This is a genomic window from Cedecea lapagei, assembly GCF_900635955.1.
In the GTDB taxonomy this organism is placed as follows: Bacteria; Pseudomonadota; Gammaproteobacteria; order Enterobacterales; family Enterobacteriaceae; genus Cedecea; species Cedecea lapagei.
Genome location: NZ_LR134201.1, coordinates 2,269,192 through 2,286,375, shown reverse-complemented (window position 1 = coordinate 2,286,375; position 17,184 = coordinate 2,269,192). Strand labels below are relative to the sequence as shown.

Annotated in this window: 12 protein-coding genes and 3 pseudogenes; 7 read left to right on the top strand and 8 right to left on the bottom strand. The window is 55.2% G+C overall.

All coding sequences use genetic code 11. The features are described 5' to 3' along the window. Nucleotides 1–66 precede the first annotated feature (66 nt). Nucleotides 67–744, top strand: coding sequence for a heavy metal response regulator transcription factor (locus EL098_RS11090; RefSeq protein WP_126356267.1), 678 nt, complete (start codon nt 67–69; stop codon nt 742–744). Continuing rightward, nucleotides 741–2,132, top strand: a complete 1,392-nt coding sequence (locus EL098_RS11085; protein ID WP_126356266.1) for a heavy metal sensor histidine kinase — start codon at nt 741–743, stop codon at nt 2,130–2,132. Before EL098_RS11090 ends, EL098_RS11085 begins: the two co-directional genes overlap by 4 nt. On the opposite strand, the gene EL098_RS11080 is transcribed toward EL098_RS11085, so the two are convergent. Beyond that, nucleotides 2,129–2,728: a GNAT family N-acetyltransferase gene (locus EL098_RS11080; RefSeq protein ID WP_126356265.1), complete on the bottom strand. Its 600-nt coding sequence runs from the start codon at nt 2,726–2,728 to the stop codon at nt 2,129–2,131. The genes EL098_RS11085 and EL098_RS11080 overlap by 4 nt on opposite strands. 259 nt (nt 2,729–2,987) lie before the next feature. On the opposite strand from EL098_RS11080, the gene EL098_RS11075 reads away from it, so the two are divergent. Continuing rightward, nucleotides 2,988–4,685 carry an NAD-dependent malic enzyme gene (locus EL098_RS11075; RefSeq protein WP_126356264.1) on the top strand — a complete coding sequence of 566 codons (1,698 nt, stop codon included), beginning with the start codon at nt 2,988–2,990 and terminating at the stop codon, nt 4,683–4,685. A gap of 61 nt (nt 4,686–4,746) precedes the next feature. Here EL098_RS11075 and EL098_RS11070 read toward each other — a convergent pair whose 3' ends face one another. Further along, on the bottom strand, nt 4,747–5,856 hold the full coding sequence (locus tag EL098_RS11070) for an ABC transporter substrate-binding protein (RefSeq protein ID WP_126356263.1): 1,110 nt from the start codon (nt 5,854–5,856) through the stop codon (nt 4,747–4,749). 246 nt (nt 5,857–6,102) lie between these two features. Between EL098_RS11070 and tyrP the strand changes: the two genes are divergently transcribed. Beyond that, nucleotides 6,103–7,314, top strand: coding sequence for a tyrosine transporter TyrP (gene tyrP / locus EL098_RS11065; RefSeq protein WP_126356262.1), 1,212 nt, complete (start codon nt 6,103–6,105; stop codon nt 7,312–7,314). A gap of 84 nt (nt 7,315–7,398) precedes the next feature. On the opposite strand, the pseudogene EL098_RS23805 reads toward tyrP, so the two are convergent. From EL098_RS23805 to EL098_RS11050, 3 genes and pseudogenes are all read right to left on the bottom strand, one after another. After that, nucleotides 7,399–7,482 (bottom strand): annotated as a pseudogene (locus tag EL098_RS23805) (Tn3 family transposase); the annotation flags it as partial. A gap of 81 nt (nt 7,483–7,563) precedes the next feature. Then, nucleotides 7,564–8,160, bottom strand: coding sequence for a TetR/AcrR family transcriptional regulator (locus tag EL098_RS11055; RefSeq protein ID WP_126356261.1), 597 nt, complete (start codon nt 8,158–8,160; stop codon nt 7,564–7,566). A gap of 179 nt (nt 8,161–8,339) precedes the next feature. Beyond that, entirely contained in the window at nt 8,340–9,224 is an 885-nt protein-coding gene (locus EL098_RS11050; protein WP_126356260.1) for a patatin-like phospholipase family protein, read from the bottom strand. 565 nt (nt 9,225–9,789) lie between these two features. Between EL098_RS11050 and EL098_RS11045 the strand changes: the two genes are divergently transcribed. The 3 genes and pseudogenes from EL098_RS11045 to EL098_RS11035 all read left to right on the top strand — a co-directional run bounded on the left by EL098_RS11045 (nt 9,790) and on the right by EL098_RS11035 (nt 13,625). Then, nucleotides 9,790–11,931, top strand: coding sequence for a TonB-dependent siderophore receptor (locus tag EL098_RS11045; RefSeq protein ID WP_126358419.1), 2,142 nt, complete (start codon nt 9,790–9,792; stop codon nt 11,929–11,931). 1 nt (nt 11,932) lies between these two features. Next, nucleotides 11,933–13,031 (top strand): annotated as a pseudogene (locus EL098_RS11040) (ABC transporter substrate-binding protein). 96 nt (nt 13,032–13,127) lie between these two features. Beyond that, on the top strand, nt 13,128–13,625 hold the full coding sequence (locus EL098_RS11035) for an AAA family ATPase (protein WP_126356259.1): 498 nt from the start codon (nt 13,128–13,130) through the stop codon (nt 13,623–13,625). A gap of 15 nt (nt 13,626–13,640) precedes the next feature. On the opposite strand, the gene pptA is transcribed toward EL098_RS11035, so the two are convergent. The 3 genes and pseudogenes from pptA to betB form a co-directional block, all read right to left on the bottom strand. Further along, nucleotides 13,641–13,871, bottom strand: coding sequence for a tautomerase PptA (gene pptA, locus EL098_RS11030; protein ID WP_126356258.1), 231 nt, complete (start codon nt 13,869–13,871; stop codon nt 13,641–13,643). A 118-nt stretch (nt 13,872–13,989) separates the two neighbouring features. After that, the gene (gene betA / locus EL098_RS11025) at nt 13,990–15,675 is read right to left on the bottom strand and encodes a choline dehydrogenase (protein WP_126356257.1); all 1,686 of its coding nucleotides are present in this window, start codon (nt 15,673–15,675) and stop codon (nt 13,990–13,992) included. A gap of 19 nt (nt 15,676–15,694) precedes the next feature. Beyond that, nucleotides 15,695–17,169 (bottom strand): annotated as a pseudogene (gene betB / locus EL098_RS11020) (betaine-aldehyde dehydrogenase). Nucleotides 17,170–17,184: the final 15 nt, after the last annotated feature.

Below are 17,184 nucleotides of genomic sequence, written 5' to 3'. Positions count from 1 at the left end.
TCTTATAATAACCAGACTGGGGCGGTTTCCACCCCCTTTTCTCTCCTTGTGACAGGGTCCCGCTGCTTGAAAATCCTCATCATTGAAGACGAAGCCAAAACCGCCTCTTACCTGGTCAGCGGGCTCAATGAAGCGGGCTATACCGCTGACTGGGCAGCCAATGGCATTGATGGCCTGCATCTGGCGAGAGAAGAGAGCTACGACCTTATTCTGCTGGACGTTATGCTGCCGGAAATGAACGGCTGGACGGTGATGGAGCGTTTACGCGCCCATAGCCAGACGCCGGTGCTGTTTCTGAGCGCGCGTGGAACCCTGGAAGACCGACTGCGCGGCCTTGGTCTGGGTGCCGATGAATACCTTGTTAAACCCTTCTCCTTTGCCGAATTGCTGGCAAGAATCCGCATTATTTTACGCCGCGGCCAGCCGCTTGCCGAGTCCGAGGAGGTGCTGACGCTGGCGGATCTGGTCGTGGATATCGCCAGGTTCCGCTGTGAGCGCGAAGGCAAACGCATCACGCTGACCAACAAAGAGTTTAAGCTGCTGGTCTGTTTTCTGCAGCATCCCGGGCAAGTCCTGTCGAGAACCTTTCTCGCCTCACGCGTCTGGGATATGAACTTCGACAGCGACACCAACGTCGTGGATGTCGCGGTTCGCAGGCTGCGGCAAAAAGTGGACGATCCTTTCCCGGTAAGGCTTATTCACACCGTGCATGGTGTGGGCTACCGCTGCGAGCAAGAGTCATGAAGCGCACCTCCCTGACCTTCCGCCTGGCCGTCTTGCTGGCGGCGTTCTCCTTCGTCGCCTTCACCGTTATGGGCAGCGCGCTTTATTACGCTCTGCGCCAGCAGCTGTCGATACGCGATGATGCCGCGTTAGTTTCTCGCGTTGATCAGATCAGTACCCTGCTGAGGGATCTCGACGCGCGGCAACTGATCCGTGAAAAGCCCCATTTGTTTGCCAATATGCTGGGGAATACGGAATCGCTGCTGGTGATCCGCTACGTGGGCGGCACAACGCTGCTGGAGGTGAACCCTATGCAGCGGGATATTCCTGCCGTAACTCCCGTTGCCGCAGGGCAGCGCCTGACGCTTGAGGCTGTACACCATGCTGATAGCGCTGACGGAACGCCGATGGTGTATATGGCCGCGATTAGCCCTTCAGCTAACCATTTACCGCCGCTGGAAATTGTCTCGGCACGCGTGCTGAGTGACAGAACCCATATCCTTGAAGAGTACCGCAATAAAATCATTCTCTTCGCCTCGATGATGGCGGCAATCTCCGTGGTGCTGGCCGTGATTTTTGCCAGACGGGGGATTTCGCCATTGCGCCGGCTTGCCGAACGTACGGCCACAATTGGCACCAAAACCCTCTCATCAAGGCTTGATAAGCTGGATGTCCCGACCGAGCTCGATACGCTGATCGACCAGATTAACGCCATGCTTGAGCGTCTTGAACGAGGATTCCAGCAGCTCAAACAGGTTAGCGCTGATATGGCCCACGACCTGCGTACGCCGATAACCACCCTGCTCGGCCAGACCGAGGTCGGCCTTGGAGCCGCCCGAGACAACGCCTATTACCAGCGTTTGTTGGGGTCCAATTTTGAAGAGCTTCAGCGCATGTCGCGAATGATAGATAACATGCTCTTTCTGGCCCAGGCCGAGCAGCCCGATCGGGAGATCCAGCGGCATGAGATTGACGTTGCCGAAGAGATTCAGCGTATCGGCGAGTACTTTGAAGATCTGGCCGCTGACCGCGACGTGGCGATTAAAATCCAGGCCACCGGTACCGTTTATGCCGATCCCCTGCTGCTTCGCCGCGCGCTGGCTAACCTGCTGTCTAACGCTGTGCGTTACGCCAGGTCCGGCAGCGAGATTATTATTGAAGCTGAGCCAGCGGAGGAAGGCATGTCTATCAAGGTGATTAACCGCGGGGAGACTATTTCCCCGGCGCATCAGGACAGAATTTTCGATCGTTTTTATCGAGTGGATCCTTCCCGCAGCGACTCGGCGCATTCCAGCGGGCTGGGGTTATCCATCGTTAACTCCATCATGCAGCTGCATCAGGGCCGCTGTTGGGTTGAAAGTCACGCAGGGATCACCCGTTTTGGCCTGTGGTTTCCGAACCGTCACTAAGCTGGTTTTTTATCTTCTGCCAGCAGCCCAAACAGCGCCGAGTCTGAAATAACGCCGTTAATTTCCCAGCGCTGGCGTAGCAGCCCTTCCTGGAGAAAGCCCAGTTTCTTAAGCGCGGCGGCGGAGGCCTGGTTATCAGGGTCGATTTCAGCCTCAATTCTTCGCAAGCCGAGCGCCTGAAACCCATAGGCAATCAGCGCCCCGGCGGCCTCATTCACCAGCCCTTTGCCCCAATACTCACGCCCCAGCCCAAAGCCAATCTCTGCGCGACGGGACGGGCCTGCAAAGCTGAACAGCATGCACTTACCGGCCAGCTGACCTGACTCTTTATCATGAATACAAAGCGTTAGCGTCTTACCGTCACGCATCTCTTCCTCGCTGCGGGTGATAAAGCCTTTTGCCTCATCGAGGGACTGCCAGGGCGCGGTATTCCAGTACTGCATCACCTGCGGGTCGGAAAAGATACTCAATAACGCGGAGGCATCAGCCTCTGTGGGCGGGGACAGCTTAAGGCGCGGCGTTTCAATGACAACGTTGAACGGGTTTGTGCTGTCAGCCTGGTGCAGAGTTTGGGCCGTATAGAGAAAGGTTTGCATGGTCATACTCCTTATGTTTGCCGGACGGAGGGGAAATGTACGCGCAGGATATCTCCCTTCGTAGGCTAAACGGATTCAGCTATTTAATCATCCTGAATGCGCGTGCTGAAACAAAATTCCTGATGATTTAGGGGACTTGTGTAACCAAAGTTCTTGGCCTGACTGTGTCAGACTCCATACCGCTGTGCCATAATATCGCGCGACAACTCACCGAATGAGCCTTAGGGCAAGACATTACGTCGAAAAAAAGAGTATGCACATGGACATCAAACCAAAAAAACATCGCTCGCTTTACATCCCTTACGCCGGACCCGTTTTACTTGAATTCCCCCTACTCAATAAAGGCAGCGCCTTCAGCATCGAAGAGCGTCGCAATTTCAACCTGCTTGGCCTGCTGCCTGAAGTGGTTGAAACCATCGAAGAACAAGCGGAACGCGCTTGGATCCAATACCAGGGCTTCAAAACTGAAATTGACAAGCATATCTACCTGCGCAACATCCAGGACACTAACGAAACGCTGTTCTATCGCCTGGTAGAAAATCATCTGGAAGAGATGATGCCGGTGATCTACACCCCGACAGTCGGCGCAGCCTGCGAACGTTTCTCCGAAATTTATCGCCGTTCCCGTGGCGTATTTATCAACTATGAAAATCGTCATCACATGGACGATATTCTGCAGAACGTGCCTAACCACAACATTAAAGTGATCGTGGTGACCGACGGCGAGCGTATTCTCGGCCTCGGCGACCAGGGCATCGGCGGCATGGGCATTCCTATCGGTAAACTCTCTCTCTATACCGCCTGCGGCGGGATCAGCCCGGCCTATACCCTGCCGGTGGTGCTGGACGTAGGGACCAACAACCAGCAGCTGCTGAACGATCCTCTGTATATGGGGTCTCGTCACCCGCGTATAACCGGCGACGATTACTATGAATTTGTTGACGAATTCATTCAGGCCGTTCGCCACCGCTGGCCGGACGTGCTGCTGCAGTTTGAAGATTTCGCACAGAAAAACGCTATGCCGCTGCTGACCCGCTATCGCGATGAGATCTGCTCGTTCAACGACGACATTCAGGGAACGGCGGCCGTGACCGTGGGCACGCTGATTGCCGCCAGCCGCGCGGCAGGCAGCCAGCTTAACCAGCAGAAAATCGTCTTCCTGGGCGCAGGCTCTGCCGGCTGCGGCATCGCCGAACAGATCATTGCCCAAATGCAGCGTGAAGGGCTGAGCGAAGAAGCTGCCCGCAGCAACGTGTATATGGTTGACCGTTTTGGCCTGCTGACCGACAACATGCCTAACCTGCTCTCCTTCCAGACTAAGCTGGTGCAGAGCCGCGAAAGCCTGTCTGAATGGGATCTGGAAAACGAAGCGATTTCGTTGCTGGACGTGGTGCGTAACGCGAAGCCAAATATTTTGATCGGCGTTTCTGGCCAGACCGGCCTGTTCACCGAAGAGATCATCCGCGAAATGCACAAGCACTGTGCTCGCCCTATCGTGATGCCGTTGTCTAACCCAACTTCCCGCGTGGAAGCAACTCCGCAGGACATCATCGCCTGGACCGACGGCGCGGCGCTGGTAGCAACCGGCAGCCCGTTCGCGCCGGTGAGCTGGAAAGACAAAACCTATCCTATCGCCCAGTGTAACAACGCCTACATCTTCCCGGGCATTGGCCTTGGGGTGATTGCTTCCGGTGCGTCACGCATTACCGACGAAATGCTGATGGCGGCGAGTGAGTCACTGGCTCAGCACTCTCCGCTGCTGAACGACGGTGAAGGCATGGTGCTGCCGGAGCTGAAAGATATTCAGAAAGTGTCTCGCGCCATTGCTTTTGCGGTGGCTAAAATTGCCCAGCAGCAAGGCGTAGCGGTAGTGACCTCCGCAGAAGCGCTGAAGCAGGCGATTGACGACAACTTCTGGCTGCCGGAATACCGCGACTACCGCAGGACTTCTATCTAAGTCGCGTCATTCATTAATAAAACCCGCTTCGGCGGGTTTTTTTACGCTATTGCATCCGCCGTTACGGTTTTTTGTAGGTGTAACTTAACAGAATCGGATCATCAGGAATCTGCGTGAAACGCGTGATGATCTGATGGTAATCCGCGGTGGGATCAAGATCCTGAAGCTTTTGCGGATACAGGTCTTTGGCTAAAATCTCCATCCCGATGATGTTATACGGGTGGTTGTAGAAGTGGTGATAAACCCCGTAGACCTTGCCCTCTTTAACCGGCTCGATATTCTGGAACGTGGTGCGCGCCAGCAGCTTGCTGAAGGTTCCGTTGACTTCCTGTGGCGTGCCGCCATAGCCAAACGGCAATACGCTCGGATTCGGGCGTTTAGAGCCAGACATAATATAAACGTCCGGCTTCATGGCAATGATCTGCTCCATCGACACAAACCCAGCGCTTCCCGGAAGCAATGTAGAACCAATATTCTTCCCGCCTACGGCTTCAACCAGCGCGCCCCAGCCATTGTGCCCGTGGGTAAAACAGCAGTTTTCCGTGTTTCCGGCAATCGGCTCAATAAACACGGTCGGTTTGTTTTTAACGTCGGCCGCCACTTGCTGGATTTTGGTCAGGTGCTGCTGATAGTAATCTGTGTACTCTTTGGCGCGCGCTTCCTGATTAAGCACGGTCCCCAGCAGCTTCACGCTGTTGGCGGTGTTTTCCACCGGATGTAGCTCATAGTCCACGAATACTACGGGTATATTTAGCTTCTTAAGTGACTTGATCACGCCGGTTTGCTCGAGCGCAGGCTTAGCCCGCAGTTGCGCAATCATGATATCCGGCTGCTGCGCCAGCACGCTTTCAAGATTAACTTCGCCCTGATCGCTAAAGCCCATATCGATAATCCTGGTGGCCTCAGGCCATTTGCGCTTCAGCACGTCCCAGGTCTGGGTATCCTGTTTTTTCGGCAGATTATTCCAGGCAACGACTCGCCTGAACGGATCTTCGCGGTCGAGCAGCGCGAGGGAGAGAATGTCGCGTCCGTCCTGCAAAATAACGTGCTGAGGTTCTTTTTCGATCGTAATGCGCTGGTTATCCATATCGGTAACCGTGATGGGATACGTTGTCGCGCCGCAGCCTGCTGAGGCGAGCAATAACCCTGTCATGACCAAACTGACTTTCATTTACTGTTGCTCTCCATGAGAAAGAGATTAGTTATTATTACTATTTATATTAATAAAGCCTCAATTGCCGCCGACAGGGCAAGCACTGTTTGGTTTAATTTTATTACGTGACAACGTCACTCACACCCTGTCGAGGTTGTAAACATAGCAATACATGCCGCGTAACCCTCATTTGACGGACATGCGCTTTTCCCTTACCCTGCGCGGCATAATGGCATATAGCTCTTCGTAAATTCAGAGGAAAGCGTGAAGAACAGGACTCTTGGCAGTGTTTTTATCGTGGCGGGAACCACAATTGGCGCAGGAATGCTGGCGATGCCGCTGGCTTCTGCAGGCGTAGGTTTTGGCGTTACGCTGCTGATGCTTATCGGCCTTTGGGGCTTGATGTGTTACACCGCGCTGCTGCTGGTAGAGGTTTATCAGCATGTCTCCGCGGAAACCGGCCTTGGCACCCTTGCCCGGCGCTACATAGGCCGCCCTGGACAATGGTTGACAGGCTTTAGCATGCTGTTCCTGATGTACGCGCTCACGGCTGCCTATATCAGCGGTGCGGGTGAGCTGCTGGCCGCGAGCCTTAGCCAGTGGCTTTCCACGACGATTTCAGCCACCTCCGGCGTTCTCCTGTTTACCGTAGTAGCGGGCGGGATTGTCTGTGTCGGCACCCATATGGTGGATATGTTTAACCGCGTGCTGTTTAGCGCCAAAATCATTCTGCTGGTGGTGATGCTGGCGCTGATGATGCCGCATATTCACCATACAAACCTGCTGACGCTGCCAATTGAAAAAGGACTGGCGCTCTCCGCCATTCCGGTAATTTTCACCTCATTCGGCTTCCACGGTAGCGTGCCGAGCATTGTCAGTTACATGAACGGTAATATCCGCAAGCTGCGCTGGGTGTTTATCATCGGCAGCGCCATCCCGCTGGTGGCCTACATCTTCTGGCAGCTGGCAACCCTCGGAGCCATTGATTCCCCGACCTTTGCCGGGCTGATGGCTGAACACTCCGGCCTCAACGGGTTCCTGCAGGTTGTGCGCCAGGTTGTTGCGACGCCGCACGTAGAGCTGGCGGTTCATTTGTTTGCCGATTTCGCGCTGGCCACCTCTTTCCTTGGGGTTTCCCTGGGCCTGTTTGACTACCTGGGCGATCTCTTTGCCCGTAATCGTAAGGCTTCTGGTCGACTGCAAACCGGGCTGATGACCTTCCTGCCGCCGCTGGTCTTCGCGCTATTTTACCCGCAGGGATTTGTGATGGCATTGGGGTATGCGGGAGTTGCGCTGGCGGTACTGGCCCTGCTGGTTCCTTCGATGCTGGTCTGGCAGAGCCGTAAGCAGCACCCGGAGACAACCTGGCGCGTTGCGGGCGGCAAACCGCTGCTGGTTCTGGTCTTCGCCTGCGGTATTGCAGTCATCGTTATTCAGTTCCTGATTGTCGTTGGTCTGCTGCCGGAAGTCGGCTAATCCCCTTTCTGTTTACGCGGGACGCTCGTCCCGCGACGCTCTCTTTATCCTGGGGGCCGCTTTCCCTTTGATAAACAGCTTCTAGTCGTGGAGATCCCTGCTTCGCGGACAGAACGCAAATCCCAGCAGATGCATCAAAGCAAAGACATGATCGGTAAAACCCGCAGTGGCGTACGGCGGTGCTTATGGCGACAGTTTCTCCGGAGGACGCTCGATCCGTTTCAGGTCTGCGCCCTCTTTTCTTTTTCTCTACGCCGGCAGATCGCCGCCCGTGATGGCGGTCAATGCCATCTCGCCGATCTCGCGCAGCATATCGCTGCTCGCGCCAGCGCGACTGGAAACCTTAAGGCCGGCCGATATGCAGGCGATGTAGTTGCTGGCGACGCGGGTGTTCAGATGGGCGGGAAGTTCACCGTTGCGCTTTCCTTCGTCGATCAGGGACTCGATGGCGGCGTTCGCGGCTACGCGACTTCCTTCGCTTGCCGCCAGCACTTCTGGATCGGCGAGACCGAACTCGGAAAGCGAGCTGACGTTGAAGCAACCCATCTCGCGTTCTTCCTGCGAGAGCTGGGCAGGTGCCAGCAGGAGGCGCTTCAGCGTTTCGCGTACCGACTTTTCTTCGCGAAGAAGCTGAATGAGTGCGCCGACATTGCCGGTGTTGTAGGAGCGTAGAGCCTCAAGGTATAGCGCACGCTTGCTGCCAAAATTGTCGTACAGACTCTGCCGCGCGATTCCCATCTCCTTGATGAGGTCGTCGGCCGATACACCGGCGTAGCCGCGTTGCCAGAATAGCCGCTTTGCGGCGTCCAGCGCTTTGTCGCGATCAAGCTGCTTGGGTCGGGCCATGATATTCCAACTCCGTAAAGTAGAATGATGAATTCGAAAAAGCGAGTGCCATGATGGTGACCACCGCCGCTCATTTTAAACCGGTAAGGAGAGGTCGCCCCGCCTAAGCCCGGAATAGGCTGAGGCGCCAAACTAACAACGTGCGGCGCCTTATGTAATCTTGCTTTACCCGTTTCCGGTTACAAACTATTCCAGAACGCTCCGATGCGCGAAGCTTCGGTTTCGCCCTGACGGATGCCAGCTTCAAGCGCCGCCGGCGCCTTCGATGAGTCCATCGGATTGATGCCGATCGCTGCTTTCGAGTATGAGTCCGCTTCGAACATCAGCACCTCCGATCCGCTGTCGCGAAGATACTGCAACTCGCGCTCCAACTGCGCACCGAACCCCATCTGCGCGAACGCGCCGGTTTGTGCCGAGCGGTCCACCAACGAAATGACGAGAACGAGGTCATTCCCCTTCGCGAGGTCTGCGCTGGTAGGCGACCGGAAACCGCCGTCGATGTAGCGTCGACCGTTGATAGTGATCGGAGCGGACAGGCCCGGGACACAGCAGCTCGATGCAATCCCGCGATCCAGTCCTACACCCGACGTCGAATCCCAAACAACCCATTCGCCAGTCTCTGCGTCGATCGTCGGGCAGTGGTAGCTCGGCGGCCACGCGACGTCCTTCAAGTCGGCAAACCTTTCGAGAAGGACTTCTTCGGGAGCGGCGGGTGCAGCCAGTGCGAATTGGCCCAGCTTTGCGCGTCGCGCCTCGGGCGTTCCATCGCCGGTCAGCGTGTCGGCGATTTTCCCCATCACCGCACCCAGTTCCTCGTCGGTCGGGCCCATACGCGGCATTGCGTTTGCTGCGAGCTTCCGCCCCATGTCGCGGTAGAACGCAACAACGCTCTCCAGATCCTGACCTGCGGCGACACGGGCGCCTACCGAGGAACCGGCCGATGTCCCGGTCACAAAGTTAGCGTCACGCAGGTCAACGCCGCCGCGGGCAAGGCCAAAGACCACACCCGTTTCCCATGCGACGCCAACAGCGCCACCGCCACTCAGTACCAAAGCCTTGCTCATTTCTGTTTTCTCCCTTCCTCAAGGTTTCGCGTTCGCGCCATGGTGGTTTGGTCTCCCGGTGGAGCCCCTCAACCGCCGCAGGATGATAGTAGACTGGTTAGTCTGAAGAATCAAAGCGAGATCGGCAGGCTCGGCGCCGGATCAGCCTCTCTTTTCAGACGGCTAAAGAATAAAAGGCGCAATTTTGTAGCGAATTGTTTATGATCTGGCTAAATTTAGAAGGAATTGAGTGAGGGAAGGCTAAAAAAGTTGAACAGCGTTGATCTCGCAAAATAGAATTATTAGTCTAGTATTTTTGTATTTCTATTACATTAAGGGCAAGACCTTCCACGACTTCCTGGGAGATACCGCACGTTACGCTCAGTAGATAGCAGTCTGTACAAAAAACAGGCTTAGCGTAGGATGTTTTCCGTTTTCCAGGCGGCCCCGTATCCTGCTTATTCATCCGGTTTTTGGATAAAAAACCAGTGCTTATGTAAGCAGAGTTGATATTGTAAATGCTAATTATTGTCATTATCATCACAATTCACATTATAAAATCGCTTCAACACAGACAATCAACATGATGACTCGTATTCCATTGGGTTCAACTTTCGTTCGCCAGGCGCTTCTTAATTCACACTTACTCATTATTTCAACCTTCATTGCGGGTGCACCTGCTTTTGCAGCCGACCGCCCCAAAGAAGAGACATTGACGGTCGTTGCCAACGCTAACCCGGACGGCTCACCAACAAGCTATACCCAGGATGACACCTCCATTGCCTCGCGCAGCAAAACGCCGCGTAGCGAAATCCCTCAGTCCGTTAGCGTCGTGACGCCTCAGGTTATTGACGATTATGCTGTTACCTCGGTCAATGATGCGATGAAGTTTGTCAGCGGCGTTACGCAGAGTAATACCCTGGGCGGCATAGAGGACGGTTTTGTAAAACGTGGGTTTGGTTCAAACAGCGACGGTTCGGTGTTTATTGACGGCGTGCGCAGTAACCAGGGCCTGGCAATGGATTCCAGCATCGATCATGTTGAGGTGCTTAAAGGTTCGGCCTCCCTGCTCTACGGCATCCTGAACCCTGGCGGGGTGATCAACCTCGTCAGTAAGAAACCCCAGTATACCTGGAATACCCACGTCAGCGGCACAAGCAGCAGCAACGGCGGCGGTTCGGGGATGGTTGACGTCACCGGCCCGCTCGGCAACGGTTTCGCCTTCCGTCTGGTTGCTGAACGCCAGCACGAAGATTACTGGCGTAACTTCGGCAGCGATGAGCACACGCTGATAGCCCCCTCTCTGAGCTGGTACGGCGACAAAGCCTCGTTCAATATCAGCTATGTGGAATATAAGTTTGATATCCCTTACGACCGCGGCACGGCGTTTATCAACGGCCAGCCGCTAAACATTCCTTACGATCGCCGCATCGACGATTACGCCAACCACGCCTGGGGCAAGAACAAGCGACTGACAACCAGCTATTCATACAAGCTGGATGATACCTGGGAAACCAACCTGAACTACGCCTGGATGCAGCGCCGCTACGACAGCAATGAGGTTCGCGCCACGGCGGTTGATCCCGTCAGCGGCATTGTCTCCCGACGCGCGGATGCAAACCGGGGCTTTAATCACCAGACCGATTACGCCTCATGGGACATTAACGGCAGCCCGGAACTGCTGGGGATGACTCACGACATCACGCTCGGCGCGGACTACGAGCAAAACGAAACTTACAAAAAGAATTCCTACCGTGGGAAGGTGTCGAAAACCTTCAATATGTACAAACCGGTCTACGGCGAAACGCCGGTGACCAACAGCAGCACCTATAACGACACCAACAGTAATCTGCGCACCAACCTTTATAGCCGCTCTGTATTTGCCAAAGACAGTATCCACCTGAACGACCAGTGGATAGCCGTGCTGGGTGGCCGTCTGCAGCGTTACACCCAGACGTCCAGCTCAGGCTGGCTGAAGCCGAAAACCACGCTTGAAGACAGAGGTAATGCATTTCTGCCGCAAATGGGCCTGGTGTATAAAATCATTCCGGACGTTTCGCTTTACGGCAGCTACAGCAAATCCTTTACTCCCTCAACACAGACGGACGATGACGGCAACGTCGCCTCTACCGAAAAAGGCACAACCTGGGAAGTGGGCGCGAAATGGCAGATGTCGCCACGTCTTACCAGCAGCCTGGCGCTTTACCGCATTGACGAAAAAGACATGTCGGTGTTTATCAACGGCGTTACACGCAACATCCCGAAAGCCCGCTCGACCGGGGCGGAATTAGAGCTTAACGGCGAAATTGCTGAGGACTGGAACCTGACGGCGAACTACAGCTACGACAAAACGGAGATTGTTGAAGACGATATTAACCCGGTAAACGTTGGCAATCGTCTGGTGAATGCGCCGACGACCATGGGCGGGCTCTACCTCAGTCATACCCTGCGCTTCTCCTGGCTGCCGGGTGAAGTACGCCTGGGCGGCGGCGGTCGCTATGTCGGCAGCCGTGCAGGCGATCCGGAAAACAGCTTTACCATGCCGTCTTACACCGTGGCGGATGCGTTTATCGCCTGGGACAGCAAGCTTGTCGGCAAAAACACCGAGCTGAAGCTGAACGTCAAAAACCTGTTTGACCGCGAATACTACGAGTCCAGCGCCGGTAACCTGCGCGTGATCGAAGGCGAACCCCGCACCGTTTATCTCTCCGCGAGCGTGGACTTCTGAGATGAAAAAGTCGCTATTACTTGCGGCCCTGCTGGCGCTCAGCGCCGGCAGCCAGGCCAAAACGATTACCGACATTCTCCAGCGTAAAGTTGAGGTTCCTGATAACCCACAGCGGCTGGTGGTCGGCGAAAGCCGGATGATTTATACCCTGGCACTTGTGGAGGAAGGTAATCCGGCAAAACGGGTTGTTGGCTGGCCTGCGGATTTGCAGCGCCTGGATCCGCAGACCTGGAACCGCTACACGGCGGCCTTCCCGGAAATCAAAAATATCCCCATCATCGGCAACAATAACTTCTCGCAGATAAGCGTCGAAAAAGTCATTGCCCTGCGCCCCGACCTGGTCATTTTGCCGATCTACGCCAAAAAAGAGAGCAACCATGACAGCTTTCTAAGCCAGCTGACGCAGGCGCATATCCCGGTGATCTATGTCGATCTCCGCGTCGATCAGCTGAATAATACCGTTCCCAGCCTGCGTATTCTTGGCGAGGCGTTAAACGACAAGCCGAAAGCGGAGAGGTTTATCCACTTCTACCAGCAGCATATGGAGAAGATTGCCAAACGCCTGGCGGAGGCTAAACCCGTTAAGCCATCGGTGATGTTGCAGCTGCATTTGGGGGATAAAAGCGACTGCTGTACTACCGTCGGGCGCGGAAACCTTGCCGATTTGCTGACCTTTGCAGGTGGCGACAATATCGCCGAGAGCCGATTCCCTGGCGTTTATGGCAAAATTTCGCCAGAGGCGCTGCTGACGGTAAATCCGGATATTTACATCGCCACCGGCAGCGCCGGGCCGGATCAAAAAGGCAGGCTACAGCTTGGCTCTGAGGTCTCGGCGGCTCAGGTCCAGCAAAGCTTCTCCCCAGGTGCTGGGGCAGCAAAAAGTTGTTTCAAATCTGTACGCCGTTCACCACGGTAAGGCGTGGGCGGTGTGGCACAACTTCTACCTTTCTCCCTGGCACCTGCTGGACGTAGAGTTCTTTGCCAGAACGTTCCATCCTCAGCTATTCGCGGACATAGATCCGCAGCAAACGATGGATGAGATGAACCAGCAGTTTCTGGCCGTGAAGGAAACGGGAACCTACTGGACAAAGCTGAAATAGAACTGGCGGGTCAACGTCTGACCCACTATTTTTACCAGTTGTCTCTTTCTTCAGACAGGTAGAGAGTTGTGCATATGTTACTTTTACTCTGAGGCAATGATGTCAACGTTTTCCCATAAACCCACACTTCATCTTTTATGCGGCAAGATCGCCGCCGGGAAATCCACGCTAAGCGCGCGGCTAATCGAAGCGCCCAACACAATTCTGGTCAGTGAAGACAGCTGGCTTGCGGCACTTTACGGTGAGCAGATGCAGAGCGTAGCGGATTATGTAGCGTGCTCAAACAAGCTGAAAAACGCGCTAACGCCGCATCTTATTTCCCTGCTGCAGAATGGGCTCTCGGTGGTGCTCGATTTCCCGGCCAACACGCTGGCAAACCGACAGTGGATGAAAACGGTGATCGATCAGGCTGGCGTAGATAACCGGCTGCACTATCTCGATGTGCCCGATGAGGTTTGTCGGGAGAGGTTACGCGCCCGCAACAGCAGCGGAACTCACGATTTTGCCGCTACGGACGCGCAGTTTGATTTGATTACTCGCTACTTTGTTGCGCCGGAGGAGCGCGAAGGTTTTACGATAATTCGATACTCATGAAGTGACGTTGTCACCTTAGAGGGCATAGCCGGGCTTCTTAATTAGCTCGTCCATCTCTGGGGCGAGCTGCGTGTCCCAGACCTCTTCTTTCCAGCGTGACTGCTCAATCATCTTCAGCGCCACGGACAGCGACTCGTCCTTAGAGCCGAAGTGCTTTTTCAGCACGTCGCACATCTCACTGGCGATGGTCTGCTTCTGCTCATCGCTAAGGTCACGAGGGAAACATTTAATTTCGATATGCGGCACGGTGATTCTCCTTTTTGTTGTTGAGCAGTAGTTTTACTGCTTCACAAGGGGCTCAGGCAAGCGCCGGATAAAAGAAAGGCCAGCAAAAAGAAAGGCCAGCAAAGCTGGCCATTAATCGTTACTGGATTTTTCGCACCGGCTCTTTCCGTACCGGCGTCTCTCCTGCTTTATAATAGTCGGCGTTGCTGCGCGGCAGCGGGGTTTTGCCGCGAATGGCATCGGCAATCTTTTCGCCAATCATAATGGTGGTCGCATTCAGGTTGCCGGTGATGATTTGCGGCATAATGGATGCATCCACCACCCGCAGCCCCTGAAGGCCATGTACCCGGCCCTGCTCGTCCACCACGGCCATTTCATCGTGCCCCATCTTACAGCTGCCGCACGGGTGGAAAGCGGTTTCGGCATGATTACGCACGAACTCGTCCAGCTGTTCGTCCGTCTGGCAATCAATACCCGGACTGATTTCGCGCCCACGGTATTTATCTAACGCCGGCTGCTGCATGATCTCGCGGGTAATACGAATGGCGTCGCGGAACTCCTGCCAGTCCTGTTCGTGAGACATATAGTTGAACAGAATGCCTGGATGCTCATGCGGGTCACGTGATTTCAGCTTCACGCGGCCACGACTTGGAGAACGCATAGAACCTACGTGGCACTGGAAGCCATGCTCTTTCACCGCGTTCGAGCCGTTGTAGTTAATTGCCACCGGCAGGAAGTGGTACTGAATGTTCGGCCAGCTGAATTCTTCGCGGCTGCGGATAAAGCCGCCCGCTTCAAACTGATTGCTCGCGCCTACTCCGGTGCCGTTAAACAGCCATTCCGCGCCGATTTTTGGCTGGTTGTACCATTGCAGCGCCGGGTAAAGCGACACCGGCTCTTTGCACTCATACTGCAGGTACATTTCCAGGTGATCCTGAAGGTTTTCACCCACGCCCGGCAGATCGTGAACCACCGGGATCTCAAGGCTTGCCAGGAACGCAGCATCACCGACGCCGGAACGCTGCAGAATCTGCGGGGAAGCAATTGCACCCGCGCTGAGCAGAACTTCTTTGCGTGCCTTCGCCACGGAGTGCACCGTGCTGTCGTTCACCAGATACTCCACGCCAACCGCGCGTAAATTATCAAAAAGAATGCGGTCGGTGGTAGCGTGCGTAACGATAGTCAGGTTTTCACGCTTCTTTGCCTCGTCGAGATAACCACGGGCGGTGCTGGCGCGGCGGCCTTTTGGCGTGACAGTTCGGTCCATCGGGCCGAAGCCTTCCTGCTGATAGCCATTTAAATCGTCCGTGCGCGGGTAGCCGGCCTCAACGCCCGCCTCAATCATCGCGTGGAACAGAGGATTATTACCCGGCTTTGGCGTAGTGACGGATACCGGGCCTTCGCCACCGTGATAGTCATTAGGCCCAATATCACGGGTTTCCGCTTTGCGGTAGTACGGCAGGCAATCGAGGTAGCTCCAGTTCTCCAGCCCTGGCATTGTCGCCCAGTTGTCGAGATCCATCGCATTACCGCGTATGTAGCACATGCCGTTGATCAGCGATGAGCCACCCAGCCCTTTGCCGCGTCCGCACTCCATACGGCGGTTATTCATAAACGGCTCAGGGTCAGTTTCATAAGCCCAGTTATAGCGTTTGCCCTGCAGCGGGAAAGCCAGTGCCGCGGGCATTTGAGTTCGAAAATCAAAGCGGTAATCCGGGCCACCGGCCTCTAACAGCAGAACGGTGGTCTGCGGATCTTCCGTTAAACGTGCAGCTAAAACATTACCTGCGGATCCAGCGCCAATAATGATGTAATCAAATTCCATTCATCCTCCTCAGGTAGGGTTAAAAGATTGACTGATAGTTGCCCATCTCCAGTTGGATTGACTTAACCTGCGTATAGCTTTGAAGGGTCATCAGGCCATTCTCACGGCCAACGCCGGAGTGCTTATAACCGCCGACAGGCATTTCGGCAGCGGATTCACCCCAGGTGTTAATCCAGCAAATACCGGCTTCAAGCTGATGAATAACGCGGTGCGCGCGAGTTAAATCGTTGGTGACCACGCCGGCTGCCAGGCCGAAATCCGTGTTATTAGCACGGCGAATCACCTCTTCTTCGCTGTCGTAGCTCAGGATCGACATCACCGGTCCGAAGATCTCTTCGCGGACGATTTTCATCTCATCCCGGCAGTCGGTGAATACCGTTGGTGCGACCCAGGCTCCGTTATCAAAATCTTTACCGCGCAGTTTATCGCCGCCACACAACAGCGTAGCGCCCTCTTCGCGTCCGGATTCGATATAGCGCAGCACGTTTTCACGATGCGGGAAGCTGACCAATGGGCCAAAGTTGGTTTGCGGATCCATCACGTCACCGGCACGAATACGGGCTACGCGTTCAACAATTTTTTGCTCAAACTCTGCCTTAAGCGCAGCGGGGGATAAATACGCGTGTTCCGTTGGTGCAGACCTGGCCCCGAGCTGTAGAAGTTAGCCATCATCGCGATATCCGCTGCCAGATTGAGATCGGCATCGTCGAAAATAACCAGCGGAGATTTCCCACCCAGCTCCATCGTCACCTGTTTCAGCGTCGAGCCTGCGGCGTTAGCCATCACTTTTTTGCCGCTGGCTACGCCGCCGGTGAAGGAAATTTTGGCGATACCGGAGTGTTCAGTCAGCAGTTGGCCTGTCTCCGCCCCGATTCCGGGCAGCACGTTAAACACCCCGTCCGGCAGGCCAGCCTCGGTGTAGATTTCCGCCAGCTTGAGCGCCGTTAGCGGCGTCACTTCGCTTGGTTTAAAGATCATCGCATTGCCGGCAGCCAGCGCGGGCGCAGATTTCCAGAGCGCAATCTGAATCGGGTAGTTCCACGCGCCGATCCCGGCCACCACGCCAAGAGGCTCACGGCGAGTGTAGACAAACGAGCTGTCCCGCAGCGGGATCTGCTGCCCTTCGAGGGTCGTTGTCAGCCCTGCGTAGTACTCCAGCACGTCAGCACCGGTTACGATGTCCACGCTTGAGGTTTCGCTGAAGGCTTTGCCGGTGTCGAGCGTTTCCAGCTCGGCCAGCTCATCGTTGCGCTCGCGAAGAATATCCACCGCACGACGCAAAATGCGCGAGCGTTCAACTGGCGTTTTAGCAGCCCACTCTTTTTGCCCTTTTTTTGCCGCGTCTACGGCACGGTCGACATCTTCACGACCGGCGGCATGCACCGTGGCCAGGACTTCGCCGTTCGCCGGGTTGATGGTCTCGAAAGTTTTACCGCTTCGGGCGGCTACATAATTTCCGTTAATGTAAAGCTGTTGTTCACCAAATCGGGACATGTTTCCTCCTCGCTA

Coding starts and splice junctions, on each gene's coding strand:
- betA (WP_126356257.1), bottom strand. CDS start 15,675: ATGGAATTTGATTACATCATTATTGGCGCTGGATCCGCAGGTAATGTT.
- EL098_RS11055 (WP_126356261.1), bottom strand. CDS start 8,160: ATGGCCCGACCCAAGCAGCTTGATCGCGACAAAGCGCTGGACGCCGCA.
- EL098_RS11050 (WP_126356260.1), bottom strand. CDS start 9,224: ATGAGCAAGGCTTTGGTACTGAGTGGCGGTGGCGCTGTTGGCGTCGCA.
- EL098_RS11035 (WP_126356259.1), top strand. CDS start 13,128: ATGATGTCAACGTTTTCCCATAAACCCACACTTCATCTTTTATGCGGC.
- EL098_RS11070 (WP_126356263.1), bottom strand. CDS start 5,856: ATGAAAGTCAGTTTGGTCATGACAGGGTTATTGCTCGCCTCAGCAGGC.
- EL098_RS11075 (WP_126356264.1), top strand. CDS start 2,988: ATGGACATCAAACCAAAAAAACATCGCTCGCTTTACATCCCTTACGCC.
- EL098_RS11085 (WP_126356266.1), top strand. CDS start 741: ATGAAGCGCACCTCCCTGACCTTCCGCCTGGCCGTCTTGCTGGCGGCG.
- EL098_RS11080 (WP_126356265.1), bottom strand. CDS start 2,728: ATGCAAACCTTTCTCTATACGGCCCAAACTCTGCACCAGGCTGACAGC.
- EL098_RS11045 (WP_126358419.1), top strand. CDS start 9,790: ATGACTCGTATTCCATTGGGTTCAACTTTCGTTCGCCAGGCGCTTCTT.